The organism is Nocardia sp. CC213A (genome assembly GCF_030766805.1).
Classification (GTDB): Bacteria; Actinomycetota; Actinomycetes; order Mycobacteriales; family Mycobacteriaceae; genus Nocardia; species Nocardia otitidiscaviarum.
This window is the reverse complement of sequence record NZ_JASFXA010000007.1, coordinates 172,826-195,749: the sequence shown is the minus strand read 5'-3', so window position 1 is coordinate 195,749 and position 22,924 is coordinate 172,826. Positions and strand designations below refer to the sequence as shown.

The following is a 22,924-nucleotide window of genomic DNA, read 5'->3' as shown; positions in this document are numbered from 1 at the left end:
CTTCGACGCCAACGGGCCCCGCACTCGAAACGTGCGGGGCCCGTAGTCGGCTACCGTGAGTGTATGGCGTCCCCGGCTCCGCTTCCGCGTCCGTCGCAGGTTCCTGCGGCGGAACCAGAGGCATTGCGCTCGGTGCTCTCAGCGGCATTACGCGAGGAGTTCGACGCAGAGTGGGAAGTGGCGTTGGAGCGAGCCGAACAGTCACATTCGCTGGCGGGTATCCGTAGCCTGCTCAACAAGTGGCAGCACACTGCGGTAATGGAGCAGCGCGACCCAGGTTCATACGGGCGCATGCTCGACAAGGCTGCTGATATCGAGGCTGCGGGTGGCCGAGCATCGGCAATATCCGTTGATGATCTTCGTGCGCTGATCGCCCGTCGCCTCCAAGCGGGTTGAGGAAGCCTGCGCCTTGTACCGAATTGTTCCCGACCCGGCGATTGCCGAGCAAGTTGCCGCCTTGCCCGACGAGGCATTGCTTGATTTCGCCGAAGTTCTCAGTGCCCTGGAGGTCTCGCCCTGGTCCGGGGAACCTCAACACGAGGGCAATCCCGATGGCGCGGTTCGTGCTGGGCGTTCGGCCGGGGGATGGCAGGGCACGTGGTGTATTTGATCATCGACCGTGAGGTCCACCTGCTGATGGTGCAGTGGCTCGGCTGACCTGTCACACCAAGACCGCTCGTCGTCTCGAGCGCAGAGGTTCAGTGGGGTGAGGATCGGCCGGTACCCCGCACCGGAATGGCGCGGTGCGGGGTACCGGATGGGGTCGGCGGCGGGCGGCGCACCCCCATGGCCAGCGCCGATCGCCGCCGGTGTGGTTCAGCGGCGGGCTTGCATGAGGCGGCGGACCATGCGGCAGGTGGTGGGGGAGGGGGGATGGACGCCGATCACCTCGGCGGTGTGGTGGATCTTCTCGTCGGTCACCTGGTCGGGGGTGAAGGCGCCCGCGTCGAGCAGGGCGATGGCCAGGCGCATGGCCTTGAGGCGGCGGTTGTGGGCGATGTACCAGGAGCGGGGTCGCCCGGCGGGGAGCGGCTGTTTGACGAGCGGACGCCAAGCCTGGGCGATAGGGTCCCCCTTCTTCGGGACGGTTGCGGTGGGCAGGGTGGCGATGGCAGCGAGCACGGTCGATCCTCTCGTCGCGATCGGGGCCGCCCGGTGCGATCCCTCGAACACATATTCGATTGTACCGGCAACCTACGACAAAATCCGCTGCTCACCATGGGTGGTGCGGCCGCATCCCGGTCGCGATTTCCCGCACGGCCTGCCAAGCTGTCAGCTATGTCTGCCGTGTTTCCCGGTGCCGGGCGGGTGGGCGCCGCGGTGGCACGGGTGCTGGATGGGAACGGCGCCGCCGTCGGCACCGGCTTCGTGATCGGCCCCGGCCGCGTCGCCACCTGCGCCCACGTGGTGACGGCCGCCGTCGGTCCGGCCGCCGACATCGCGACAGCCGTTGTGGCCCTGGACTTCCCGCTGCTCGACGGCGCACCGCGGGCCACCGCACGCGTGCACAGCTGGGATCCGGTGCGCACGGACGGCCGCGGCGATATCGCCGTCCTCGAACTCGACGATGTGCCCCACGCCGATCTCGCCCCGCCGCCGCTGTGGCGCGCGGATCGCCCGTGGGGCCGCGAATTCCGAGCTGTCGGCTTCCCCACCGAACTCACCGACGGCGTCTGGGCGTGGGGCGAGTTCCGCGCCCCCCAGGGCTCCGGCTGGCTGCAACTGCACGCCGCCGACGGTGCGCAGCCGCTCACCGGTGGTTTCAGCGGTGCACCGGTTTGGGATGCGGGCAGTGAGGCCGTGGTGGGGATGGCCGTGGCCGCCGACCGCCGCCGGCTGACCCGCACCGCGTTCATGATCCCGGTGAACGAGGTGCTCGGCCTCGACCCGGATTCGCTGCCGAACCCGTATCGCGGCCTGGAACCTTTCGGCGAGAACGATTCCCACCTGTTCTACGGGCGCGGTTCGGATATCGACCGCGTGCTGGCGGCATTGGCTGAGCTGTCCGTGGTGGCGGTCGTCGGCCGCTCCGGAATCGGCAAATCCTCCCTGGTGCGCGCGGGCGTGGTGCCGCGCCTGCGCGCCGAGGGTGTGCGGGTCGTGTACCTGAGTGCTGAAACATCATGGACGACAGCTGAGCCCGAAGTGTCGCGGACGGCAGCAGATCCTGAAGTGTCGCGGGTGGCAGCCGAGTCCGAAAAATCTTGGGCGGCAGTTGAGTTCGAGACCGGCCCGGCACCGAGCGCTGCTCGCGCCCCGGCCGCCGGAACCGGCGACGGTGCCGGGGTGTCGACGGTGCTGGTGGCGGACCAGTTCGAGGAATTGGTGGCGACCGACCCCGCCCGCGCCCGGGAACAGCTGGGCGACCTACTGGGTCGCGCCGCGGACCCGTCCGTACGGCTGCTGCTCACCCTGAGCTGGGATGTGCTGGAAGTGCTGGCCGACGGCGACCTCGGCCACGCCCTGGACCGCGCCACCATCGCCCTCGCACCCATGGGCCGCGAGCAGTTGCGCCAGGCCATTCGGGGTCCCGCCGCCCATGCTCCCGGCGTGGATCTCGATGACGACCTGGTGGAACGCCTCGTCGACGACACGGTCGGCGAACCCGGTGGACTGCCACTGCTGGAATCGGTGCTGACCGAACTGTGGGAGCAGCGTCGCGGTGGCCGCCTCACCCTCGCCGACTACGAGGCTGTCGGCCGCGCCGCCGCCTCCATCGCCCGCCGCGCCGAGCGGGTGTTCGGCCAGTTCACCGCTGCGGCCGACCGTCGCGCGGCCCGTCGACTGCTGACCATGCTGGCCGCGCCGCGCGGCGACGGCTTCGTCCGGGTGCCGGTCTCCATGCGCGACGTACCCGAATTGCGCTCGGTGGCAGGACGATTGGCGCGGGAGCGGCTGGTGGTCACCGGCCGTGGCGCGGATGACGCCGACGTGGTGGAACTGGCCCACCAGTCGCTCATCGGCAACTGGCCCCGGCTGCGCGAATGGCTGGAGTCCGACCGCGACTTCCTGGAATGGCAGCAGCGCACCGAGCGCGCCCGCCGCACCTGGGTGGCGCACGGGCGCGACGACGGCGAACTGCCGCGCGGTGGCGCCCTCCAGGACGCGGAGGAATGGTTGAGCCGCCGACCCGACGACATCGCGGATCCATTGCGCGAGTACGTATCCGCCGGTATCCGGGTGCGACGGCGCGAGGTGGCGCGCTGGCGGGTGCTCACCGCCGTGCTGGCGGTGCTGACCCTGGTGGCGGCGGGCGCCGCGGCGGTGGCGTACCGCACCGGTGAACAGCGCGAGCAGGCCCTGCGTTCGCTGGCGGGCGTCGCACTGGCCGAACGGTCGCTGCAACTGGCGCAGTCGCGGCCGAATCTGGCCTTGCAGTTCGCTCAGGCCGCGGCCCGGCTCGCGCCCGGTGACCATACGGTGGAGGCGGCGCTGCTCACTCAGCAGTTGCGGTTGGCCTCGGCGGTGTCGGTGCGCACCGGCCTCGGTGAGGACGTGCGGCTGGTGGCCGCCGACCGCACCGCCGCCGTGGTCGCGATCGGTGACGGCGACGGCACCGTCACGGTCTGGCGCGACCTGTTGGACGGTGGCAGTGAGCCGTGGCGGCTGCCCGTGCGCGATGTCGTCTCGCTGGTGCTCAGCGCCGACGGCAGTCGGCTGGCGACCGTGAATGCCGTTGGCGGCGTTCGGCTGTGGGATGTGGTCCGGCGGACGGGGCCGTTCGAGGTACTGGCCGACGGCCCGGTCGCACCGGCCGTCACCGCGATCAGCGCGATGTTCTCCGCGGACGGAACGCGATTGGTGGTCTCCCGCGACCCGCGTCGCTCCCCGGTCCCCATCGACCACGGCAAGCGGCTCGCCACGGACGTGGGCGACCCCGATACCGTGACGACCTTCGACACCGCCGGGTCGGACCCGATGCCGCTGGCCTCCTACACCGCCGAGATGCCGTCGGAATCGCTTCCGGTGCAGGTTGATTCGTCCGGACGAAGCTGGTTCCTGGCCGTCGACGAACGCGGCGGCCAGCGGTACCGGCTGCGCGCCGCGGACGGCACCGCGCTGCGGCCCACCGATCCGGCCCAGGGCACGGTCACCGACTGCGGTGACGGTCGCCTGGGCGAGATCACGGTGCCCGAGCCCACCGGCCCGCGCGTGTACGGGGTGGGTCCCGGCTGCGCCGCCGTCCCGCCCGGCGCGGTGGTGGAGCGCGATGAGACCGGGCGCTACCTGGTCGCTGCCTTCGCCCCCGAGAGCGCGGCCTTCCAACTGGTGCACCTGGTGGATCTGGTCACGCGGCAGATGTACAAGGTGCAGGCGCGCTATCAGAGCACCGGCAGGCCGTCGTTCCTGGTGCGGCCCGGCGCGGCCGGGCCGGAGCTGTTCGTGGTCGGCGCCGATGACCTGACCCGGCACGCGCCCGCCGCCGCGGTCGGCTCCAGCGCCGAATTCGGTGCGGATCCGACCCTCATGCACTGGAGTGCCGACGGCCGCTTCGTCGCCGAATTCCACGCCGACGCCGCCCGGGTGGACCTGCGGGAGGTGCTGCCGATGGTGCGGCCGCCGGCCACGCTGACGCTCGACGGCCGCGACGCCGCGCGGATGCGGGACATGACCGTCACCGCGGACGGGGCCTACCTGGTGTTGGGCTTGGATTCGCATGAGCTGCTGGTGTATTCGGTTCCCGACCTGCGCCCGGTCACCCGCCTGGAACTGCCGGTGCCGCTGGAATACGCCGGTCCGCACGCCCGCCGGGTGCCGGTCGCCCTGGTGGCGTCGCACGCGGACGAGGTGGCGGTGCTGCACGCCGGCTATGTGAGCCGCTGGCGGGTGGGCGCCGGAGCCGCGCTCGGGGGACCGCAGCAGGTGTGGCGTGGCCGTGCGGACTTCGCCGATATCGCGGAGCGGGCCACGGCCTTGCGCAACGGGACGGCGGTGAGCGATCTGATGATCTTCACCCGGCGCGGGCTGGTGATCTGGGACAGCGTGGCGGGCCGCCGGATACGTGAGCTGACGGGATCGGACACGGGGTGGATCGACACCCTCGCCAAGACTGTCGATCTCCCGATCGCCTATGTGTGGACGGAGGTGCGGCGGGTGGAGCGCTGGGATCTGGCGACCGGGCGGATCGTGGCCGCCCCCATCGCGATTCCGTGGGCTCCGCTGGTCGAGCTCACCCCCGACGATCTCATCGTCACCGGGTGGGTGTCGGCCAAGTTCCACATCCTCGACGCCGAGCGCGGAACCCTGGTGAACACCCAGCTACCCGCCACCGCGCTGCGATTGTGGATGGCGCGCACCGGCACCGACATCCACTTCATCACCGACCACGGTCTGCTGAGCCTGAATCTGGACCGGGAGAACATCCTGGACCGCCTGTGCGCCGTCAACGACCGCGCCTTCACCGAGGCGGAACGGAAGCTGCTGCCGCCGGGCGCGGATGCCACGCCCCCGTGCGGTGGATGATCCGGCCGCCGCACGGGTGCTGTGGACGATCCGACCACGATCCCGACCGTCCTGCATTCGCACCCAACCTTTTAGCCCGCCGAGGAGTCGTACTCCATACAGCCGGTGCGCGCCCTGCGAGGGGTACGGCGCGCACCGGCTGCACAGACCAGGAGGCACGATGCGCAAGCTGCTCAGCAGAGATCTGTCCGCACTGCTCGGTGCGACCCGGGCGGCGGTGCTGGAGGCCGTCGCCGACGGCGGCAGCACCACCGAACTCGCCCTGCGGCTCGGAATCTCCCCGTCCTCGGCCAGTGAGCACGCCGCCGTCCTGCGCGGCGCGGGCCTGATCACCAGCACCCGCACCCGAAACCAGGTGCGGCACCGGCTGACCCCACTCGGCGCGGCCCTGCTCGGCCTCGAATCCCCACCCCGCCCCGCAACGGATCCGACCCCACTCACGCTCGACCCGAAGACGGCGATCACGCACAGCCGCCACCGCCCCGAGTTGGCCCACGCCACCGCTCACCTCGGCGACCGACCGCGGTGAGACTCCAACCACCACCGCCATGTCACGTCGCGAACCCGATGCGCCTGACCGCGCCAGGCTCGCCGCACCGCCGGTACGGAGCCGGGCTCGGCATGCCGAGCGGGAGCCAGGGGATTCGCGTGGCTGCGCGGGAAGCCGTGGTGCCGCAGACTTCGGGCACGTCGCGGTGCGGGGTTTCGTCCCATGGCGCGGAGACGAAGTCTCGCGTTCGGGTCGCCGAGCGGGAGTGACGATGTGCGTGGCTGTGCCGGATTCGCCCCAGGTTCTCGTGCCGCGGGCGGGTGCCGCACGCGCTCCGGCTTAGGTCGAGATGTGAGCGCTCGCTCAGGCCGCCTGCAATTGCGCGCGGACCTTCGCGAGCGCGCCCGCCACGTACGCCTTGACCGTGCCCGCCGCCAGGCCCATCATGGCCGCGGTCTGCACGTAGGTGTTGCCCGCGTAGGTGTGCAGCACCACGGCCTCGCGTTCGCGCGGCGGCAGCTGTTCGAGGGCGGTGAGGAGGGCGTGCCGCAGCGAGATCTGTTCGTCGAAGGCGATTCCGGCCCGATCGGCGAGGGTGACGATGCGGTCCTGACCGTCGGGGTCGAGGTGGGCGCGGTCGACGGCGGTGCGCTTCCAGCCGTCCTTGATCAGGTTGCCGGTGACCCGCCACAGGTAGCCGCGCATGGCCGCGGTGTCGCGCACATCCGGCCGTGCGGCGTAGGTGCGCACCAGCGCGGTCTGCACGATGTCCTCGGCGTCGCTGCGATTGGGCACCTGGGTGACGGTCCAGCCGATGAGCCGGTGCCGTTCGGTCTCGTAGACCTCCACCAGTAGTTCGTCGAACCGGCTCGGTGCCGGTGCGCCGTCCCGGGCGATGCGCACCAGCGCACTTCCGGCATCCGGGCTGGAGATCAGCAGCAGGGGTTCGTGCGCGCATTCCCGCAGCAGTTCGCCCAGCAGTTCGGCGAGCTCCGCGTCGAATGCCGCAGATTCCCGATTCGCGTCCATTCCCACCTCGCGCCAGCCGCCGACACCGCGCTGTGCACCTTACGGCACCAACCGTCCCGTTGACCGGCGCAGTACCGAAGGGTCCGGGCGTATTCGCAGGTCAAGCGGATTCCCCGCGTGCGGGCGGACCGTCCCGCGACCCGTTCACGCCGGGGGCATATCATCGCCCTATGACCGGATTGGACCGCCCACGGCGGTTGCGCCGTACTCCTGCACTGCGTCGGCTCATCGCCGAAACCACCGTCGAGCCACGGCATTTGGTTCTGCCCATGTTCGTCGCGGACGGGATCGACGAGCCGCGCGAAATCTCCTCCATGCCGGGCGTGTACCAGCACTCCATGGATTCGCTGCGCAAGGCGGCCGTCGAGGCGGTCACCGCGGGCGTGGGCGGGCTGATGCTCTTCGGCGTGCCGAAGCCGGAGGACAAGGACGCGGCCGGTACCGGGGCCAGCGACCCCGACGGCATTCTCAACCGCGGCCTGCGGGCGCTGGTGCAGGAGGTCGGCGGCTCCACCGTGGTCATGGCCGACACCTGCCTGGACGAGTTCACCGATCACGGCCACTGCGGTGTGCTGAGCCACGACGGCGCGGTCGACAACGACGCCACCCTCGACCGCTATATCGACATGGCCCTCGCGCAGGCCGAGACCGGGGCCGACCTGCTCGGCACCAGCGGCATGATGGACGGCCAGGTGGCCGCCATCCGCGCCGGACTGGACGCGGCCGGGCATATCGACACCGGCATCCTGGCCTATGCCGCCAAGTACGCCTCGGCCTTCTACGGCCCCTTCCGCGAGGCGGTCGGTTCGTCGCTGCAGGGCGACCGCCGCACCTATCAGCAGGATCCGGCCAACCGCCGCGAGGCCATTCGCGAACTGGATCTGGATCTGGCCGAGGGCGCGGACATCGTCATGGTGAAACCCGCCATGTCGTATCTGGACATCCTGCGCGAGGTCGCCGACCGGTCCACGGTGCCGGTGGCCGCCTATCAGATCTCCGGTGAGTACGCCATGATCACCGCCGCCGCGCAGAACGGCTGGATCGACCGGCGCGGCGCGATTCTGGAGTCGCTCACCGGGATTCGGCGGGCGGGCGCGGATATCGTGCTCACCTACTGGGCGACCGAGGCAGCGCACTGGTTGTCGTGAATCGAATCGCTCCACCGACGGGCCCGCGGCCCGTCCCCGAGGATGTCCGCACCGCCACCCAACTCTGGTGGGCCGCGCTGGCCGTGGGCGTGGTGCAGGTGATCGCCGCTATGCTCGCCGAGTTCGGCCAGCGGAAGGTGCTGGCGGCTGAGCTCCTCGATCAGTTGCGGGATGATCAGCCGACGCTCACGCTGGCGCGGGCCGAGGTGATGGTGATGATGACGATGGTCGTCGGGACCGTGCTGATCCTGAGCCTGTTGGGAGCGGCGGCCTTCGCAGCCTTCCAGTTGCAGCGTGGAAAGCGTTGGGCAAGAACACTTCTCATGGTGTTAGCAGTCTTTCTGGTAGTCGGCGCGGCGGGCGTCCTGTTCAGCGCGGGCGACGCGGCCCCGGGTGCGCTGCCGGGGAGCGGCGGCGTAGGTGGCATCGCGGGTCTGGTGGCCGGTGGCGCGTCCGTCGTGCAGGCGGTGCTCGCCGCCGGGGCCGTATTCCTCTGCTACCGCGCGGAATCCGACGCGTACTTCCGTCCGGGTCCGCGGTGAGCGCACCGGAGTTTGTACCGGCGGGTAGGCGCGGTATGGTGAGGACAGTCACAGGGAAATTGGGAACCGGAAGTCGGGCATCATCCGTTGGGCGATGGTGCGCTCGGCTCCGGTGGTTCGGAGGCAATGATGCGAGTGGTGATTCAGCAGCCGCACAGCCTTCGGCGAGATCTGCTGGTGCTGAGTCTGTTGATTCTGTTCGGACTGCTCACCCTCGCCGTGCTGTTGATTCCGGGGCTCGTCGGCTGACCCCCATGACCGAGACGCCGGGCCTATGACCGACGCGCCAGCGGCCCCCGCGCCTCCAGTGCTGTTCGCCGAGCCGGGTGCGCGCTGGCGGACCATCGCCTACGGCCCCGCCCTCTGCGGTCTCATTCTGGTGCTGGAAGCGGTGCGCGGCGGCGCGATCCACTGGTTCGGGCTGGCATTCTGCGCGGCGCTGCTGGGCGGATTCGTCTGGCTGCAGGTGGTCGCCGGGCGACGGCACATCAGTGTCGAACTCACCGACACCCACCTGCGCCAGGGCACCGAACTGCTGCCGCTGCGGAATATCGCGGCCGTGCTGCCGGAGGTCGACGAGGAGTCCTGGGATGATGAGGACTGGCAGTCGGCCAGGGCGCTCGGGGAACTCACCGGGGTGCCGCGACGGCGCGGTGGCATCGGATTGAAGTTGCGCGACGGCGGGCTGGTGCAGGCGTGGGCGCGCGATCACCGCACGCTGCGCGCCGAACTCACCGCCGCGCTGGAGCGACTGCCGGAGCTCGAGGGCCGGGATGCCGACGGCAGGGATCTCGAGGGCAGGGATCTCGAGGGCAGGGACGAGGAGAAAGGGGCGCGCTGATGCGGTGGCTCGCCGTGCTCGCCGAGTTTCTTCTGGTGCCGCTGTGCGGGGTGGCGGCGGTGTGGAGTTGGCGGCGAGGTGTTCAGACCAGCTGGTACGCACCCAATGGCGATATGCCGGGCTTCGAGGCGGTGCGCTATGCGGGCCCGTGGCTGCTGCTGGCGGCGGTGGCCGTCGCGGTCGGCGGGCTGCTGCTCATCGATGCCGTGGCGCGCACGCGCCGGGACGACCCAGTGCGCACGCGGCGGACAACCGCCGGACACTGACGCGCCATCGCACTGATTGAACGCCCGCGAGGCGGACAATCTCCGAGTATGACGCTCATACCCGTGTTCTCCTGGCTGGATTTGCTACCGGTGCAGCTGAACTGCCTGCTCAGCACCGGGTGGGCGGCGTTCTGCCTGGGGCTGCCCCTATCCTGACGGCCCCTGTCCCGACGACTACCGCGTCCAGTTCTGATACACGTCCAGCACCCGCCCGCCGCGGGTGCCGGGTGCGTTCAGGAACACCACGACCGAGCCGTCGGGATGCTGCGCGGCCTCCATCAGTACCTGCCGCAGCGAGGCGTGCACGCCGCCGTTGTCGTCCCGGTAGATCCGCGTCTCCGGATGCAGTCCCGCGCCCATCCGGTTCAGCGGCACGAACATGCTGACCACGGCGGGCAGCGGTCCGGACGCCACCATCGCGGTCTCCTCATGCGACAGGTGCATTCCGATACGCCCCTGATCCGGTTGGACGATCGGCACTCCCGCGCCGGCCTGTCCCGCCCCGAGCGCCAGTCCCGCCACGGCGGCGAACAGTCCCGCGCCGAAGAGTGCGATCCGCATGAAGCTTTCCTCCCGATAGTCCGAATATGCCCTGGTGCTCGAGATTACGCACCAGCAACTACACAGCGAATGAATGACGCGCCGTGTGCGTTGGACCACCCCACTACACCCTGTCGTCGACGCTGGATCGGGCGGCTGCGACACTGGAAGCCGTGAGTTCTTCTCCGCGTCTGAGCCAGGCATCGGTGCCGGTCTCCGCCCAACTCTTCGCACGCGCCGCCGAGGTGATCCCGGGTGGCGTGAACTCGCCGGTGCGGGCGTTCAATTCCGTCGGTGGGACACCGCGGTTCATCGCTTCCGCGCGCGGCTGCACGCTGACCGACGCCGACGGCAACGACTACGTGGATCTGGTGTGCTCGTGGGGGCCCATGATTCTCGGGCACGCGCACCCGGCCGTGGTCGAGGCCGTACAGCGCGCGGCGACCGGTGGCCTGTCGTTCGGCGCGCCCACCGAGGCCGAGATCGAACTGGCCGAGGCCATCGCGGCGCGGGTCGCCCCGGTGGAGCGGGTGCGGCTGGTGAACTCCGGCACCGAGGCGACCATGAGCGCGGTCCGGCTGGCGCGCGGATTCACCGGGCGCTCCAAGATCATCAAGTTCTCCGGCTGCTACCACGGCCATGTGGACGCGCTGCTCGCCGACGCCGGGTCGGGCGTCGCCACGCTGGGACTGCCCACCTCGCCGGGCGTCACCGGGGCGCAGGCGGCCGACACCATCGTGCTGCCGTACAACGACCTGGAGGCGGTGGCCGCCGCCTTCGCCGCGCATCCGGGCGAGATCGCGTGCGTCATCACCGAGGCCGCCGCGGGCAATATGGGCGCGGTCGCGCCGCTGCCCGGCTTCAACGCCGGACTGCGGCAGCTCACCGCCGACCACGGGGCGCTGCTCATCATGGACGAGGTCATGACCGGCTTCCGGGTGAGCCATTCCGGCTGGTACGGCATCGACGGCGTCGCGGGTGACCTCTACACCTTCGGCAAGGTGATGAGCGGCGGGTTGCCCGCCGCGGCGTTCGGCGGTCGCGCCGAGATCATGAACCACCTCGCGCCGCTGGGCCCGGTGTACCAGGCGGGCACGCTGTCCGGGAATCCGGTCGCGGTCGCCGCCGGTCTGGCCACGCTGCGCGCCGCCGACGAATCGGTGTACGCCACGCTGGACAAGAACGCGCAGCGCCTCGGTGGGCTGCTCACCACGGCACTCACCGCCGCCGGTGTCGGTCATCAGGTGCAATTCGCGGGCAATATGGTGAGCGTGTTCTTCGCCGACACCCCGGTCACCGACTACGCCGCCGCCAAGGCCAGCGACACCTGGCGCTTCCCGGCGTTCTTCCACGCGCTGCTCGACCACGGCGTGTACGCGCCGCCGAGCGCGTTCGAGGCGTGGTTCGTCTCCGCGGCGCTCGACGAGGACGCATTCGACCGTATCGCCGCCGCCCTGCCCGCGGCCGCCTCCGCCGCGGCCGCCGCCACCCCCGAAGGATCCGCGTGAGCTCCGACCACCCCGACACCGGTCAACCGGCCCCCTCGACCCAGCCCGTTTCCACCGCCGACGCCGCCCGCCTGCTGAACTCCCTGCGCCAGGCCGAGCGGGAGACCGCCGAGTCGAGCCCGGCGGGCGATGACGAAACCGCCTCCGGCGCAAGCGCACCGGCGGCCAGCCCGGATTCCGTAGCCAGCGGCGCGGCTGCCTCTAACGCTGCGGAAAGCGCTGTGCGCGCGGCCGACTCAACCGCTGTGGAAAGCGCTGTGCACGCGGCTGCCTCGAATGCTGCGGAAAGCGCTGTGCGCGCGGCTGATTCGCGGGTGGCCGACTCGTCTGCGGCCGATGCGCACGAGCCTGTCGCGGGCGCGGCCGCCGATCCCGTCGGCGGGGTGGCGACGCGAGCCGCGAGTTCGACAGCCGCGTCCGAGAGCGTGTCGGCGGATGCGTCCGCCGAATACCCGGCGGTCGAGGTGAGTGTCACCGGATCGGCTACCGAGATCACGGGCCCGGATGCCTCGGACGCGCCGGACGCCCCGTACGCCTCGGATGCCTCAGTCACCCCGGATGCGGCGGCGGATGCCGAATCCGATGCGGCCACGAGCGCGCCGGACCGCGACGAGAGCTCCATTGCCACCGGCGATTTCGTGCTGCCGGGCGAGGTGGCCAGTGACGTCGAGACCATCGTGCACGTGCTGCGGCACGGCGAGGTGCACAACCCCAAGGGCATCCTGTACGGCCGCCTGTCCGGCTTCGGGCTCTCGGTGACGGGTCAGGCGCAGGCGCAGGCCGTGGCGCGCTCGCTGCGCGACCACGACATCGCGCTGGTGGTGGCCTCGCCGCTGCAACGCGCGCAGGAGACCGCGGACCCCATCGCCACCCAGCACGGTCTGCTCATCCGCACCGACGACAACCTGATCGAGGCCGGGAACACCTTCGAGGGCCTGCGGGTCGCCGCCCGCGACGGCGCGCTGCGCAAGCCCCGGCACTGGCTGAAGCTGCGCGACCCGTTCACCCCGTCCTGGGGTGAGCCGTACCTCCAGATCGCGCACCGCATGCTGGCCGCGGTCAACAAGGCCCGGGTCGAGGCGGCGGGCCGCGAGGCGGTGCTGGTCTCGCATCAGCTCCCGGTGTGGACGCTGCGCCGCTTCCTGCAGGGCCAGCGCCTGTGGCACGACCCGCGCCGCCGCCAGTGCTCGCTGGCGTCGCTCACCTCGCTGGTCTACCAGGGCGACACCCTCATCGACATCGTCTACTCCGAGCCCGCCGGGGCCACCGATCCGACGGTGACCGGGGCATGACCGGTCAGCGCCGAGAGCAGGCCCCGCGTCCGAACGCGGGGCGACCGTCCGTGCCGGGGGGATTTCGCGGGAGCCGCGCCCTCCGTTCGGGTGGGCCGCTCCGGCGCACCGCGGCCCCGTCCGGGTCCGCCGCGCCGCGGCGCGTGCTGTCGATCCTGCTGGCGAGCGTGTGCCTGGTCGCCGCGCTCGCGGGCTGTTCGACGGCGGGCAAGGACGCGGTGGCCCAGGGCGGCACCTTCGATTTCGTCTCACCGGGCGGCGAGACCGACATCTTCTACGACCCGCCGTCGAGCCGCGGCACCATCGGCACGCTGTCCGGGCCGGATCTCATGACCGACGGCAAGACCACCTCGGTGAGCGATTTCCCGAATCAGGTCGTGGTCATCAATATCTGGGGCCAGTGGTGCGGCCCGTGCCGCGCCGAGGCTCCGGCGCTGGAACAGGTCTACGAGGCCACCCGCGATTCCGGCGTCGCCTTCCTCGGCATCAATGTGCGTGACAACCAGAAGGACAAGGCGCGGGACTTCGTCACCGACTACAACGTCGGCTACCCGTCGATCTACGACCCGTCCATGCGCACCCTGCTCGCGCTCGGCGGCAAATTCCCCACCAGCGTCATTCCGACCACGCTCATCCTGGACCGGCAGCACCGCGTCGCCGCGGTCATCCTGCGCGCCCTGCTCGCCGAGGACCTCCAGCCCGCCGTCGAGCGCATCGCCGCCGAGGACCCGTCGTGAACGTGACGGTACTGGCCGGGGTCGGCGAATCCTTCCAGCAGACAGCGTCTTCCGGGCCGCTGCTGCTGGCGCTGGGGGCGTGCGTGCTGGCGGGTCTGGTGTCGTTCGCCTCGCCGTGCGTGGTGCCGCTGGTGCCGGGCTATCTGTCGTATCTGGCGGGCCTGGTCGGCGCGGAAGCGCCGCCGGTCACCGTCGAGTCGGCGAAACGGGAAGCGGCGCAGGGTGGTTCGACGGCACTGGCCGAGAAGGCCGCGAAAAGCCGTGCGCGCCTGCGGGTCGCGGGTGCGGCCGGGCTGTTCGTCGCCGGTTTCACGGTGGTGTTCGTGCTGGCCACCGCCACCGTCTTCGGCGCGATCCAGGTGCTGAACGTCAATCGTGAACTGCTGCAACGGGTCGGCGGCGTGGTGACCATCGTCATGGGCTTGGCCTTCATCGGCCTGATCCCGGCCTTGCAGAAGGACACCCGCATGGAGCCGCGCCGCCTCAGCGGCATTGTCGGCGCACCCCTGCTCGGCGCGGTCTTCGCGCTGGGCTGGACGCCGTGCCTGGGGCCGACCCTCTCCGGCGTCATGGCCGTCTCCGCGGGCACCGACGGCACCACCGCGGCGCGCGGTGTCGCGCTCATCGTGGCCTACTGCCTGGGGTTGGGCCTGCCTTTCGTGATTCTGGCGTTCGGTTCGGCGACCGCGCTGCGCGGTGTCGGCTGGCTGCGCCGCAATTCCCGCACCATTCAGGTGATCGGCGGGCTGCTGCTGGTGGCCGTCGGCATCGCCCTGGTGACAGGGGCCTGGGATCAGTTCGTCTCCTGGGTCCGCGACGCCTTCGTCTCGAATGTGACCCTTCCGATCTGATGACAGCGACCGAAACCCCCACCGCCCCCGCTCCTTCCGGCCCGCCGCGCCAGTCGCTGCCGGGTCGGGTGCTGGCCACCCTGCGCAATACCTGGCGCGGGCTCACCAGTATGCGCACCGCGCTCATGCTGCTGTTCCTGTTGGCGCTGGCCGCGATTCCGGGCGCGCTGCTGCCGCAACGGAGTCTGAACGCGCAGAAGGTGGACCAGTACATCGCGGACCGGCCGACGCTGGGGCCGTGGATGGATCGCCTGGAACTGTTCGACGTATTCGGCAGTTTCTGGTTCACGGCCGTGTACGTGCTGCTGTTCGTCTCGCTGGTGGGCTGCATCCTGCCGCGCTGCTGGGACCACTATCGGGCGCTGCGCACCGAGCCGGTCAGGGTGCCGCGCAATCTGTCCCGGCTGCCGTACCACCACGAGGGCGGCGAGACCGCCACGCCGGAGGAGGTCGTCGAGCGCGCCCGCCGGGAACTGCGCGGCTGGCGCACGGTGATCCGCCCCGGCACCCGCGAGGGCGAGATCACGGTCTCGGCGGAGAAGGGCTACACCCGCGAGTTCGGCAATCTCGTCTTCCATCTCGCGCTGGTGGCGCTGCTGGCGGCCATCGCCATCGGCAAGCTGTTCGGCTACGAGGGCAATGTCATCGTCATCGCCAACAATGGTCCCGGGTTCTGCACCACCTCTCCGGCGGTGTTCGACTCCTTCCGGGCGGGCAATGTCAACGATGGCACCGGCCTGACGCCGCTGTGCGTGCGAGTGCAGAACTTCAAGGCCGACTATCTGCCCAACGGGCAGGCGGAGATGTTCACCTCCGATATCTCGTATCAGGCGGGCGCGGATCTGAGTTCGAACACCTGGCGTGACACCACGCTGAAGGTAAACCATCCGCTGCGGGTGGCCGGTGACCGGATCTACCTGCAGGGTCACGGTTTCGCGCCGAAGTTCACGGTCACCTTCCCGGACGGACAGACCCGCACCGAGGCCATCCAGTGGCGGCCGGACGATGCGACGACCTTCCTGTCCAGCGGGGTGCTGCGCATCGACCCGCCCGGCGGCATGTATCCCGACGAGGCGGAGCGGCGCAAGAACCAGATCGCCATCCAGGGCCTGTTCGCGCCCACCGGCCTGCTGCACGGCACGCTGCTCACCTCGAGCTATCCGGCCATGACCAACCCCATGGTGGCGGTGGACATCTATCGCGGTGAGACCGGTCTGGACACCGGGCGCGCGCAGTCGCTGTTCACCCTGGATCCGGAGATGATCAAGCAGGGTCGGCTGAACAAGGAGCAGCGGGTCAATCTGTCGCCCGGTGAGTCCGCGACGCTCGCCGACGGCACCACGGTGACCTTCGACGGTGCGGAAGAGTTCGTGAACCTGCAGGTCTCGCACGATCCGGCGCAGGGCTGGGTGCTGGGTAGTTCGATCGTGATGATGGCGGGTCTGCTGGTGTCGCTGCTGGTGAAGCGCCGCCGGATCTGGCTGCGGGTGTACCCCGACGCGGACCCCGATGACAAACGACGTACCGTAGTAGAAATGGGTGGACTGGCCCGCACCGACCAGGCGGGTTGGGGCGGCGAATTCGACCGCCTACGCACACGGCTGCTGGACCACAGCACGGGAGAATGACTATGCCGATCGACGAAACCCTCGCCGGATACAGCAATCTCGCCTTCAAATCGGCGTTCGTGGTCTACCTGCTGGTGTTGGCGATGCTGATCGTGCAGTACGCCTCGGCCCGCAAGAAGCTGACCGCCGAACGGGAACTGGTCACGGTCGGCGGTTCCGGCTCCGGTGACGTGCCCGCGGCGAACGTGCCCGGCAAGCTCGCCGAGAAGCCCGCTCCCACGCTGGCCGAACGGTTCGGCAATATGGCCTTCGCGGTGCTGTTCGTGGCGATCGGCCTGCACCTGGCCTCGATCGTGCTGCGTGGTTTCGCGGTGCACCGCTTCCCGCTCGGCAATATGTACGAGTTCATCACCATGGCCTGCGCCGCCGCCATGGTGACGGGTCTGGTCTTCATGTCCGACCGGCGTTTCCGCGCCATGTGGGTGTTCCTGATCGTTCCGGTCCTGGTCCTCATGTACCTGGCGGGCAACGTCCTCTACGCCGAGGCGGCTCCCGTGGTCCCGGCGCTGAAGTCCTTCTGGCTGCCCATCCACGTCACCATCGTGAGCATCGGCTCCGGCATCTTCCTGCTCTCCGGCGTTGCCAGCCTGCTGTTCCTGTTCCGCATGCGCCAGCCCGACGGCGCGGAATCCGACAACCTCCTCGGCTCCCTGGCCCGCCGCCTCCCCGACGCCCGCACCCTGGACCGCCTCGCCTACAAAACCACCATCGTCGCCTTCCCTCTCTTCGGCACCGGCGTCATCCTCGGCGCCATCTGGGCCGAAGCCGCCTGGGGCCGCTTCTGGGGCTGGGACCCCAAGGAAACCGTCTCCTTCATCACCTGGGTCGTCTACGCCGCCTACCTCCACGCCCGCGCCACCTCCGGCTGGCGCGACACCAAGGCCGCCTGGATCAATATCGCCGGCTTCACCGCCATGCTGTTCAACCTGTTCATCATCAACATCGTGGTGAGCGGGCTGCACAGCTACGCGGGGCTGAACTAACCCCATCTACCTGCTGGTTCCCCGAACTGTCCGGTGCAGCCGTACCTGAATTCTCGGATTCGGTACGCAGCAGGTACGCAGATCAGCAGGGACGCTCCCGCAGCACGGTGGCCACGGCTGCCCGCGTGGTCGCGTCCGCGTCCGGCCACGGGTGAGCGTCGTAATACCGCAGGGTGGTCACGGCGCTGCCATGACGGACACGGGCCTGGACAGGCTGATGTCTGGCATGAGGTGTGAGCCTGCTGCTCAGGGGGTTCGGTCTTCCTTGTACCTCGCTTCCATCTCCGCGGCGAGTTCGGGCTTCTCGGTCTCCATCCTCAGGACGTAGGCCACCGCGTCGCCGACGGTTCGCAAGCTGGCCAGGTCCTCGTCGGGGACCTTCACGCTGTACTTGTCCTCCAGTTGGACAGCGATCTCCACCAAAGACAGCGAGTCGATGTCCAAATCGGTCACGAAGGACTTCTCGATCGTCACCTCCGCGGCGTCGATTCCCGTCACCTCCTCGACGATCTCCGCGATGCCGGCGACGATTTCTGCTTGCGTGGTGGCCACGAAACACCCTCCTCGGTGTGACGACGTATATGTGAACGGCAGTGGCACTACGCTAAAAGCTTCAGCGGGGTGGAGGTTCAAGAGCTTGTGACGGACAACACGCACTCCGATGTGTTGGTGAGCATCGGAGAGTTGGCGCGCAGCACCGGGATTGCGGTGCGGACGATCCGGTTCTATTGCGACGAAGGCATTCTGGAATCGCAGCGCAGTGCGGGTGGACACCGGATGTTCGATGCCGAGAGCGCCGTCGAACGGCTGCTGCTGGTGCGGCGGCTGCGCGCATTCGGCCTCGGGCTGAACTCGATCTCCGGTGTAATCCGTGACGAGCTGTCGATGGCGGAGGTCATTGCTGCCGAAAGTGCGCGGCTCGACCAGGAATTCAGGTTGTTGGCGTGGCGGCGGGCATCATTGCGGGCCATCGAGAGTGTGTCCCCGGCACAGCGTGCCGAACGCCTCGCGCTGCTCGCGGCCGCGCAGGATGGTGGTGCCGTGCACGACGGGCTCGTGCGATTCTGGCGGCGTATCCTCGCACCGCTACCGCAGCACATCAGTGCGCGCTGGGTGTACTGGAACGTCCCGGAGCCGCCCGCCGATCCGTCGCTCGACGAGGTTGTCGCCTATGCCGAGTTGGCCGCCCTGATCGCCGACCCCGAGATGAGCCGAGTCGTCCGGCGGCAATACTGGCGGAATCAGCCGGAGCGGATCCGGGACCGTCACGGGTTGTACGCCGCGGTAGGTGACGTGATGACCGAGGTGGTGCCGCTCGTGGCGTCCGGCGTGCGACCGCACGCCGGACAGGCAGTCGATCAGTACGTCCATGCCCACGCGCACGCCCGCGCCGAGCGCGATTCCCCGCGCTTTCGCGCCCGGCTGCTGGCCGGTGCCACCGATGCCGATCACCGAATTCAGCGCTACTGGGCCTTGACCGCACAGTTCTTCGGGACCCGCGTCACCGTCGGACGCGCCCACGATTGGGTGTACAACGCCCTGGTCCACAGCACTGCTCTCACCGGTATTCCGGAGACCGCGACGTCGCACCGATCACGCTGAGTGCGGCCGGTGGGTCGAGCCTTCTCGAAACTTCGTGGAAATTTCTTGCCGTGGATGTCGAGAAGTGTCGCGTGGCTCCGTCCCAGGGGTACGAGCAGCCGAACCGGCCTCGATAACCGAGAAGGAGTGACCGTCATGCGACCGAATGAGATCACCGCTGTCCTGAACCGTCCGATCAGCCAGGAGTTGCTGGCTCGCGACCTGCTGCGCATGGCCTATGTCGCCAAGGACGGCACACCGCGCAATATCCCGATCTCGTTCACCTGGAACGGTGCGGAGATCGTGGTCTGCACCACGAAGAACGCGCCGAAGCTGCCCTCGCTGCGGCGCAATCCCGAGGTCGCGCTGACCATCGACACCGAGGTGCATCCGCCGAAGATCCTGCTCATCCGCGGGCGGGCGGAGATGGAGGTGGTGGATGGGATTCCGGAGGAGTACCTGCAGATGAACGGCAGCTACGAAATGACTCCGGAGCAGCGCGTCGAGTGGGAGGCCGAGGTGCGGTCGCTCTACGACGGCATGGTGCGGATCGTGATCACCCCGACGTGGGCGAAGCTCATCGACTTCGACACCACGCTGCCCACCGCGGTCGAGGAACTGATCCGGCAGCGCGCCGAGCGTCAGGGTGCCTGAACCGACCATCACGGCCAGAATGGGCCGGAAAGGCACGAGGGGAGAACATCATGGCCAAATATCTGCTGCTCAAGCACTACCGAGGTGCCCCCGCGCCGGTCAACGACGTGCCGATGGACCGGTGGACGCCCGAGGAGGTGACCGCCCACGTGCGGTACATGGAGGACTTCGCCGCGCGCCTCGCGGCCAGCGGCGAGTTCGTCGACAGTCAGGCGCTGTCGCCGCAGGGCACCTTCGTCCGCTCCGACGGTGAGGGCCGCCCGCCCGTCACAGACGGCCCGTTCGCGGAGACCAAGGATCTGATCGCCGGGTGGATGATCATCGACGTGGACACCTACGAACGCGCGCTCGAGCTGGCCGCCGAACTGTCCGCCGCTCCGGGCGCGGGCGGCAACCCGGTCCAGGAGTGGCTGGAGGTGCGGCCCTTCTTCACCGAAATGCCCACGGTGACAGAGTGAACGACGCGCTGCTGCGCGACCTCGTCCCCGCGGTGATCGGCGTCCTGGTCCGCCGCGGCGCTGATTTCGCCGCGGCCGAGGACGCGGTGCAGGAGGCACTGATCCGGGCGCTGGAGACGTGGCCGGATGACCCGCCACGCGACGCCAAGGCGTGGCTCATCACCGCGGCGTGGAACAAATTCCTCGACGTCACCCGTGCCGAAACAGCGCGGCGTGGAAGGGAACTCGTCGTTGATGCGGAACCGGCGGCCGGTCCGGTGCCCACCACGGACGACACGCTGTGGCTGCACTTCCTGTGCGCGCACCCCGGCCTGTCACCCGGATCGGCCGTCGCCTTGACCCTGCGCGCTGTCGGTGGCCTGACCACCCGGCAGATCGCGGCGGCCTACCTCGTCCCGGAATCGACCATGGCGCAACGGATCAGCCGCGCCAAGCGTCGTATCGCGGGCCTGCCGCTGGACCGCCCCGGCGATCTCCCGACGGTGCTGCGCGTGCTCTACCTCGTGTTCAACGAGGGCTACGGCGGTGATGTCGACCTGGCGGCCGAGGCCATCCGCCTCACCCGCCAACTCGCCGCATCCACCGATGAGCCCGAGGTCGCGGGCCTGCTCGCCCTGATGCTGCTGCACCACGCCCGTCGCGCGTCCCGCACCGACCCGGACGGACGCCTGGTACCCCTCGCCCGCCAGGACCGATCCCGTTGGGACACAAGGCTTATCGCCGAAGGAGTGACGATCCTGCAAGCCGCGCTGGCCCGCGACCGACTGGGCGAATACCAGGCCCAAGCCGCGATCGCCGCCCTGCACGCGGACGCCCCGCACGCGTCCGAGACCGACTGGGTGCAGATCGTGGAGTGGTACGACGAACTTCTGCGGTTCACCGACAACCCGGTGGTGCGACTGAACCGCGCGGTAGCGGTCGGCGAGGCCGATGGCCCCCGCGCCGGTCTGGCCGCCCTCTCCGACCTCGACCCGACTCTCCCCCGCCACACCGCCGCCCGCGCCTACCTCCACGAACGCGCAGGCGACCTGGAACAAGCCGCCACCCTCTACGCCGAAGCCGCCCACACCGCCACCACCCTCTCCGAACGCGACCACCTCACCCGCGAGGCGGCCCGGGTACGACAGTCGTTGCGTCCATGAGATCCGCCGCCGCCCACGCGGCGGGGCGATCTCCGCGGCCAGGTGTGCTGGCCGAGGTGAGCCCGTCGCTCAGGGGGAACTGGTGGCGGACCTTACTCGGGCGATGCCGCCACAGATTCCTCCTGATCACATGACCACCCTGTGGAAGCGAGAGTTCAACTCGGTCGGCTAGGGTGCGGCCCTCTGAACAGCGAGGGAGTACATGAAGAAGTGGCGTGACCTGGACCGTGCTACGCGGAAGGCGTTGTTGCGGGGTGAGCCTGCCGTCGATCCCGAGGTCGATCGGATTGCTCGGGCGTATGCGGAGAAGGCGCTCGGGAGGATCAGCGTCCCGCGGATTCTGATCTTGACACTGTGCGGTGCGGTGCTGGGGTTGGGGTTGGGCTATGTCATCTCGGTGACGGGACTTCCGTTCGTGCTGGTCTCCGTATTGGCGGTTGTGGTCGTTGTCGGATACTTCGTTGTCGAGGGTCGGCGCCGACTCGCCCTGATCCGCGTGCTGAATATCAGTCGCGGGGCACCTCGAAACCCCATCGTGCCGGGGGCGTCCGAGCGGTTGGAAGTGAGGTTGCCGACACGTGGCGCGCTACGGAGCATGCTGCCATTTGTGCTGATGGTCGTGATCCCGCTCGCGGGCGGTATCGCGGCGTCCATTCCAGTGCTGATCGGTGTCGCAGTGGTCTGCGCCGTACCGGTGCTCGCGTATATCGGCTATCTGCTGACCTGGTCGTTGTCGGGGCGTCCGCTATTCGTCTTCGATGCTGTCGGTGTGCACACGCCGTCGTTGGGGCTGTTCGTCGGATGGGAGGCCATCAGTGAGATCCGGGTGGTGCCGCTGCGCGGATCGGGGACTGACGGAAAAGTGCTCGTCTTCATTTTGCGCGACGACCGGACCTATCTGCGACAGTTGCCGCGCTGGCAGGCGTTCCTGTCCACACTGAATACGAAAACCTACCTGTCCCCGCTGATCGCCATGGACGGGTTGGTCGACAAGCCGATCGAGCGGATCGCCGCGACGACGGCCGCCCTGTCCGGCCTGTCGGTGTCGTCCGTCGCTCGGGACGCCGGGTGAGCCAAGGCTGACTCCCGCACTGACATCCACAACCTCACCCACCCCGATGGCCCGTCGCTGAGGGGGAACTGGTGGCGGACCCTACTCGGGCGATGCCGCTGCGGATTCCCCCTGAACGCAGTCCACTTCACCTGGGACGCGGTAGCGCGCGCGTGAGCAGGGCGCGGATGTGGTCCGGGTCGGCGCCGTGGTCGTCGAGGAGGATCGAGGTGCACAGGCCGTCGGTCAGGGCTACGAAGGATTCGATGACGGCGGGGTCGTCGGTTCGGGTTCGGGCCAGTTCGGCGACGCCTTCGCGCCAGCGGCGCGCCACGGTGCGGAGGGCGGGGCGGCGGGCCGCCAGGGTGGAGAGTTCGCGTTCGGCGAGGGCGCGTTCGCGGCCGGGGCCCGCGGATTCGGCGATGATGTGGGCCAGGCCGTCGAGGGGGTCGTCCGCGGTGGTGACGAGTTCGCGGATGCGGTGGGTGTAGGCCTCGGTCACGCTGGTCAGTGCCGCGACGAGCAGGTCGTCCAGGGTGGCGAAGTAGTAGAGGGTGAGGCTGGTGGTGATGCCCGCCTCCTTGGCGACGGTGCGGTGGGTCACCCCGGCCGCACCGTCGCGATTGACGACCGTCAGCGTCGCCTCGATGATCTGGGCACGGCGGCGTTCACCGCGTATCTTGCGGCCGTCGACCGTTTCCGGCTGGGTCACCGCGCTCC

The 22,924-nt window shown here is 69.5% G+C and carries 23 protein-coding genes; 18 read left to right on the top strand and 5 right to left on the bottom strand.

The genetic code is table 11. The features are described from left to right. Positions 1 to 63 precede the first annotated feature (63 nt). On the top strand, positions 64 to 396 hold the full coding sequence (locus QJS31_RS15285; protein WP_306356991.1) for a DUF6247 family protein: 333 nt from the start codon (positions 64 to 66) through the stop codon (positions 394 to 396). A 420-nt stretch (positions 397 to 816) separates the two neighbouring features. On the opposite strand, the gene QJS31_RS15280 is transcribed toward QJS31_RS15285, so the two are convergent. Then, positions 817 to 1,173, bottom strand: a complete 357-nt coding sequence (locus tag QJS31_RS15280; RefSeq protein WP_306356990.1) for a hypothetical protein — start codon at positions 1,171 to 1,173, stop codon at positions 817 to 819. Positions 1,174 to 1,278: 105 nt separating this feature from the next. Here QJS31_RS15280 and QJS31_RS15275 point away from each other — a divergent pair, with 105 nt between their 5' ends. After that, complete coding sequence (locus tag QJS31_RS15275; protein WP_306356989.1) at positions 1,279 to 5,463, top strand: trypsin-like peptidase domain-containing protein; 4,185 nt, start codon at positions 1,279 to 1,281, stop codon at positions 5,461 to 5,463. Between the two features lie 160 nt (positions 5,464 to 5,623). After that, on the top strand, positions 5,624 to 5,992 hold the full coding sequence (locus QJS31_RS15270; protein WP_282777037.1) for a helix-turn-helix transcriptional regulator: 369 nt from the start codon (positions 5,624 to 5,626) through the stop codon (positions 5,990 to 5,992). 324 nt (positions 5,993 to 6,316) lie between these two features. Here QJS31_RS15270 and QJS31_RS15265 read toward each other — a convergent pair whose 3' ends face one another. Continuing rightward, entirely contained in the window at positions 6,317 to 6,982 is a 666-nt protein-coding gene (locus QJS31_RS15265) for an RNA polymerase sigma factor (protein WP_282777038.1), read from the bottom strand. Positions 6,983 to 7,152: 170 nt separating this feature from the next. Here QJS31_RS15265 and hemB point away from each other — a divergent pair, with 170 nt between their 5' ends. The 4 genes from hemB to QJS31_RS15245 all read left to right on the top strand — a co-directional run bounded on the left by hemB (position 7,153) and on the right by QJS31_RS15245 (position 9,779). Beyond that, positions 7,153 to 8,130 (top strand): porphobilinogen synthase, encoded by a 978-nt coding sequence (gene hemB / locus QJS31_RS15260; protein WP_282777039.1) that lies wholly within the window; start codon positions 7,153 to 7,155, stop codon positions 8,128 to 8,130. After that, positions 8,127 to 8,672, top strand: coding sequence for a hypothetical protein (locus QJS31_RS15255; RefSeq protein WP_306356988.1), 546 nt, complete (start codon positions 8,127 to 8,129; stop codon positions 8,670 to 8,672). The genes hemB and QJS31_RS15255 overlap by 4 nt, the downstream gene beginning before the upstream one ends. A 274-nt stretch (positions 8,673 to 8,946) precedes the next feature. After that, complete coding sequence (locus QJS31_RS15250) at positions 8,947 to 9,513, top strand: hypothetical protein (protein WP_306356987.1); 567 nt, start codon at positions 8,947 to 8,949, stop codon at positions 9,511 to 9,513. Further along, positions 9,513 to 9,779: a hypothetical protein gene (locus QJS31_RS15245; RefSeq protein WP_306356986.1), complete on the top strand. Its 267-nt coding sequence runs from the start codon at positions 9,513 to 9,515 to the stop codon at positions 9,777 to 9,779. Before QJS31_RS15250 ends, QJS31_RS15245 begins: the two co-directional genes overlap by 1 nt. 174 nt (positions 9,780 to 9,953) lie before the next feature. Here QJS31_RS15245 and QJS31_RS15240 read toward each other — a convergent pair whose 3' ends face one another. Next, positions 9,954 to 10,340, bottom strand: coding sequence for a hypothetical protein (locus tag QJS31_RS15240; RefSeq protein WP_143979141.1), 387 nt, complete (start codon positions 10,338 to 10,340; stop codon positions 9,954 to 9,956). Between the two features lie 152 nt (positions 10,341 to 10,492). On the opposite strand from QJS31_RS15240, the gene hemL reads away from it, so the two are divergent. From hemL to ccsB, 6 genes are all read left to right on the top strand, one after another. Continuing rightward, positions 10,493 to 11,827 (top strand): glutamate-1-semialdehyde 2,1-aminomutase, encoded by a 1,335-nt coding sequence (gene hemL, locus QJS31_RS15235; protein ID WP_306356985.1) that lies wholly within the window; start codon positions 10,493 to 10,495, stop codon positions 11,825 to 11,827. Positions 11,828 to 12,468: 641 nt separating this feature from the next. Further along, on the top strand, positions 12,469 to 13,119 hold the full coding sequence (locus QJS31_RS15230) for a histidine phosphatase family protein (protein WP_029926054.1): 651 nt from the start codon (positions 12,469 to 12,471) through the stop codon (positions 13,117 to 13,119). Beyond that, the gene (locus QJS31_RS15225) at positions 13,116 to 13,856 is read left to right on the top strand and encodes a TlpA disulfide reductase family protein (protein WP_306356984.1); all 741 of its coding nucleotides are present in this window, start codon (positions 13,116 to 13,118) and stop codon (positions 13,854 to 13,856) included. Before QJS31_RS15230 ends, QJS31_RS15225 begins: the two co-directional genes overlap by 4 nt. Before the next feature lie 2 nt (positions 13,857 to 13,858). Beyond that, positions 13,859 to 14,707, top strand: a complete 849-nt coding sequence (locus QJS31_RS15220) for a cytochrome c biogenesis CcdA family protein (protein WP_282777095.1) — start codon at positions 13,859 to 13,861, stop codon at positions 14,705 to 14,707. Then, positions 14,707 to 16,335 carry a cytochrome c biogenesis protein ResB gene (locus tag QJS31_RS15215; protein WP_282777051.1) on the top strand — a complete coding sequence of 543 codons (1,629 nt, stop codon included), beginning with the start codon at positions 14,707 to 14,709 and terminating at the stop codon, positions 16,333 to 16,335. The genes QJS31_RS15220 and QJS31_RS15215 overlap by 1 nt, the downstream gene beginning before the upstream one ends. 2 nt (positions 16,336 to 16,337) lie before the next feature. Further along, positions 16,338 to 17,318 carry a c-type cytochrome biogenesis protein CcsB gene (gene ccsB, locus QJS31_RS15210; RefSeq protein ID WP_282777053.1) on the top strand — a complete coding sequence of 327 codons (981 nt, stop codon included), beginning with the start codon at positions 16,338 to 16,340 and terminating at the stop codon, positions 17,316 to 17,318. A 246-nt stretch (positions 17,319 to 17,564) separates the two neighbouring features. Here the strand turns inward: ccsB and acpM are convergent, their stop codons facing one another. After that, complete coding sequence (gene acpM, locus QJS31_RS15205) at positions 17,565 to 17,870, bottom strand: meromycolate extension acyl carrier protein AcpM (protein ID WP_282777054.1); 306 nt, start codon at positions 17,868 to 17,870, stop codon at positions 17,565 to 17,567. A gap of 87 nt (positions 17,871 to 17,957) precedes the next feature. On the opposite strand from acpM, the gene QJS31_RS15200 reads away from it, so the two are divergent. The 5 genes from QJS31_RS15200 (at position 17,958) to QJS31_RS15180 (ending at position 22,225) form a co-directional block, all read left to right on the top strand. Next, positions 17,958 to 18,920: a MerR family transcriptional regulator gene (locus QJS31_RS15200; protein ID WP_282777056.1), complete on the top strand. Its 963-nt coding sequence runs from the start codon at positions 17,958 to 17,960 to the stop codon at positions 18,918 to 18,920. A gap of 135 nt (positions 18,921 to 19,055) precedes the next feature. Beyond that, entirely contained in the window at positions 19,056 to 19,553 is a 498-nt protein-coding gene (locus QJS31_RS15195; protein ID WP_282777058.1) for a pyridoxamine 5'-phosphate oxidase family protein, read from the top strand. A gap of 50 nt (positions 19,554 to 19,603) precedes the next feature. Then, complete coding sequence (locus QJS31_RS15190; protein WP_282777060.1) at positions 19,604 to 20,011, top strand: YciI family protein; 408 nt, start codon at positions 19,604 to 19,606, stop codon at positions 20,009 to 20,011. Continuing rightward, positions 20,008 to 21,153, top strand: a complete 1,146-nt coding sequence (locus QJS31_RS15185; protein WP_282777062.1) for an RNA polymerase sigma factor — start codon at positions 20,008 to 20,010, stop codon at positions 21,151 to 21,153. Before QJS31_RS15190 ends, QJS31_RS15185 begins: the two co-directional genes overlap by 4 nt. 364 nt (positions 21,154 to 21,517) lie before the next feature. Beyond that, entirely contained in the window at positions 21,518 to 22,225 is a 708-nt protein-coding gene (locus QJS31_RS15180) for a hypothetical protein (protein ID WP_306356983.1), read from the top strand. Positions 22,226 to 22,352: 127 nt separating this feature from the next. On the opposite strand, the gene QJS31_RS15175 is transcribed toward QJS31_RS15180, so the two are convergent. Then, the gene (locus QJS31_RS15175) at positions 22,353 to 22,916 is read right to left on the bottom strand and encodes a TetR/AcrR family transcriptional regulator (RefSeq protein ID WP_282777066.1); all 564 of its coding nucleotides are present in this window, start codon (positions 22,914 to 22,916) and stop codon (positions 22,353 to 22,355) included. Positions 22,917 to 22,924: the final 8 nt, after the last annotated feature.

What these genes read in the sequence shown, in the direction of transcription:
- QJS31_RS15285 (WP_306356991.1), top strand. Translation starts at nt 64, where the DNA reads ATGGCGTCCCCGGCTCCGCTTCCGCGTCCGTCGCAGGTTCCTGCGGCG.
- QJS31_RS15275 (WP_306356989.1), top strand. Translation starts at nt 1,279, where the DNA reads ATGTCTGCCGTGTTTCCCGGTGCCGGGCGGGTGGGCGCCGCGGTGGCA.
- QJS31_RS15270 (WP_282777037.1), top strand. Translation starts at nt 5,624, where the DNA reads ATGCGCAAGCTGCTCAGCAGAGATCTGTCCGCACTGCTCGGTGCGACC.
- QJS31_RS15265 (WP_282777038.1), bottom strand. Translation starts at nt 6,982, where the DNA reads ATGGACGCGAATCGGGAATCTGCGGCATTCGACGCGGAGCTCGCCGAA.
- hemB (WP_282777039.1), top strand. Translation starts at nt 7,153, where the DNA reads ATGACCGGATTGGACCGCCCACGGCGGTTGCGCCGTACTCCTGCACTG.
- QJS31_RS15250 (WP_306356987.1), top strand. Translation starts at nt 8,947, where the DNA reads ATGACCGACGCGCCAGCGGCCCCCGCGCCTCCAGTGCTGTTCGCCGAG.
- QJS31_RS15245 (WP_306356986.1), top strand. Translation starts at nt 9,513, where the DNA reads ATGCGGTGGCTCGCCGTGCTCGCCGAGTTTCTTCTGGTGCCGCTGTGC.
- QJS31_RS15240 (WP_143979141.1), bottom strand. Translation starts at nt 10,340, where the DNA reads ATGCGGATCGCACTCTTCGGCGCGGGACTGTTCGCCGCCGTGGCGGGA.
- QJS31_RS15225 (WP_306356984.1), top strand. Translation starts at nt 13,116, where the DNA reads ATGACCGGTCAGCGCCGAGAGCAGGCCCCGCGTCCGAACGCGGGGCGA.
- QJS31_RS15215 (WP_282777051.1), top strand. Translation starts at nt 14,707, where the DNA reads ATGACAGCGACCGAAACCCCCACCGCCCCCGCTCCTTCCGGCCCGCCG.
- ccsB (WP_282777053.1), top strand. Translation starts at nt 16,338, where the DNA reads ATGCCGATCGACGAAACCCTCGCCGGATACAGCAATCTCGCCTTCAAA.
- QJS31_RS15195 (WP_282777058.1), top strand. Translation starts at nt 19,056, where the DNA reads ATGCGACCGAATGAGATCACCGCTGTCCTGAACCGTCCGATCAGCCAG.
- QJS31_RS15190 (WP_282777060.1), top strand. Translation starts at nt 19,604, where the DNA reads ATGGCCAAATATCTGCTGCTCAAGCACTACCGAGGTGCCCCCGCGCCG.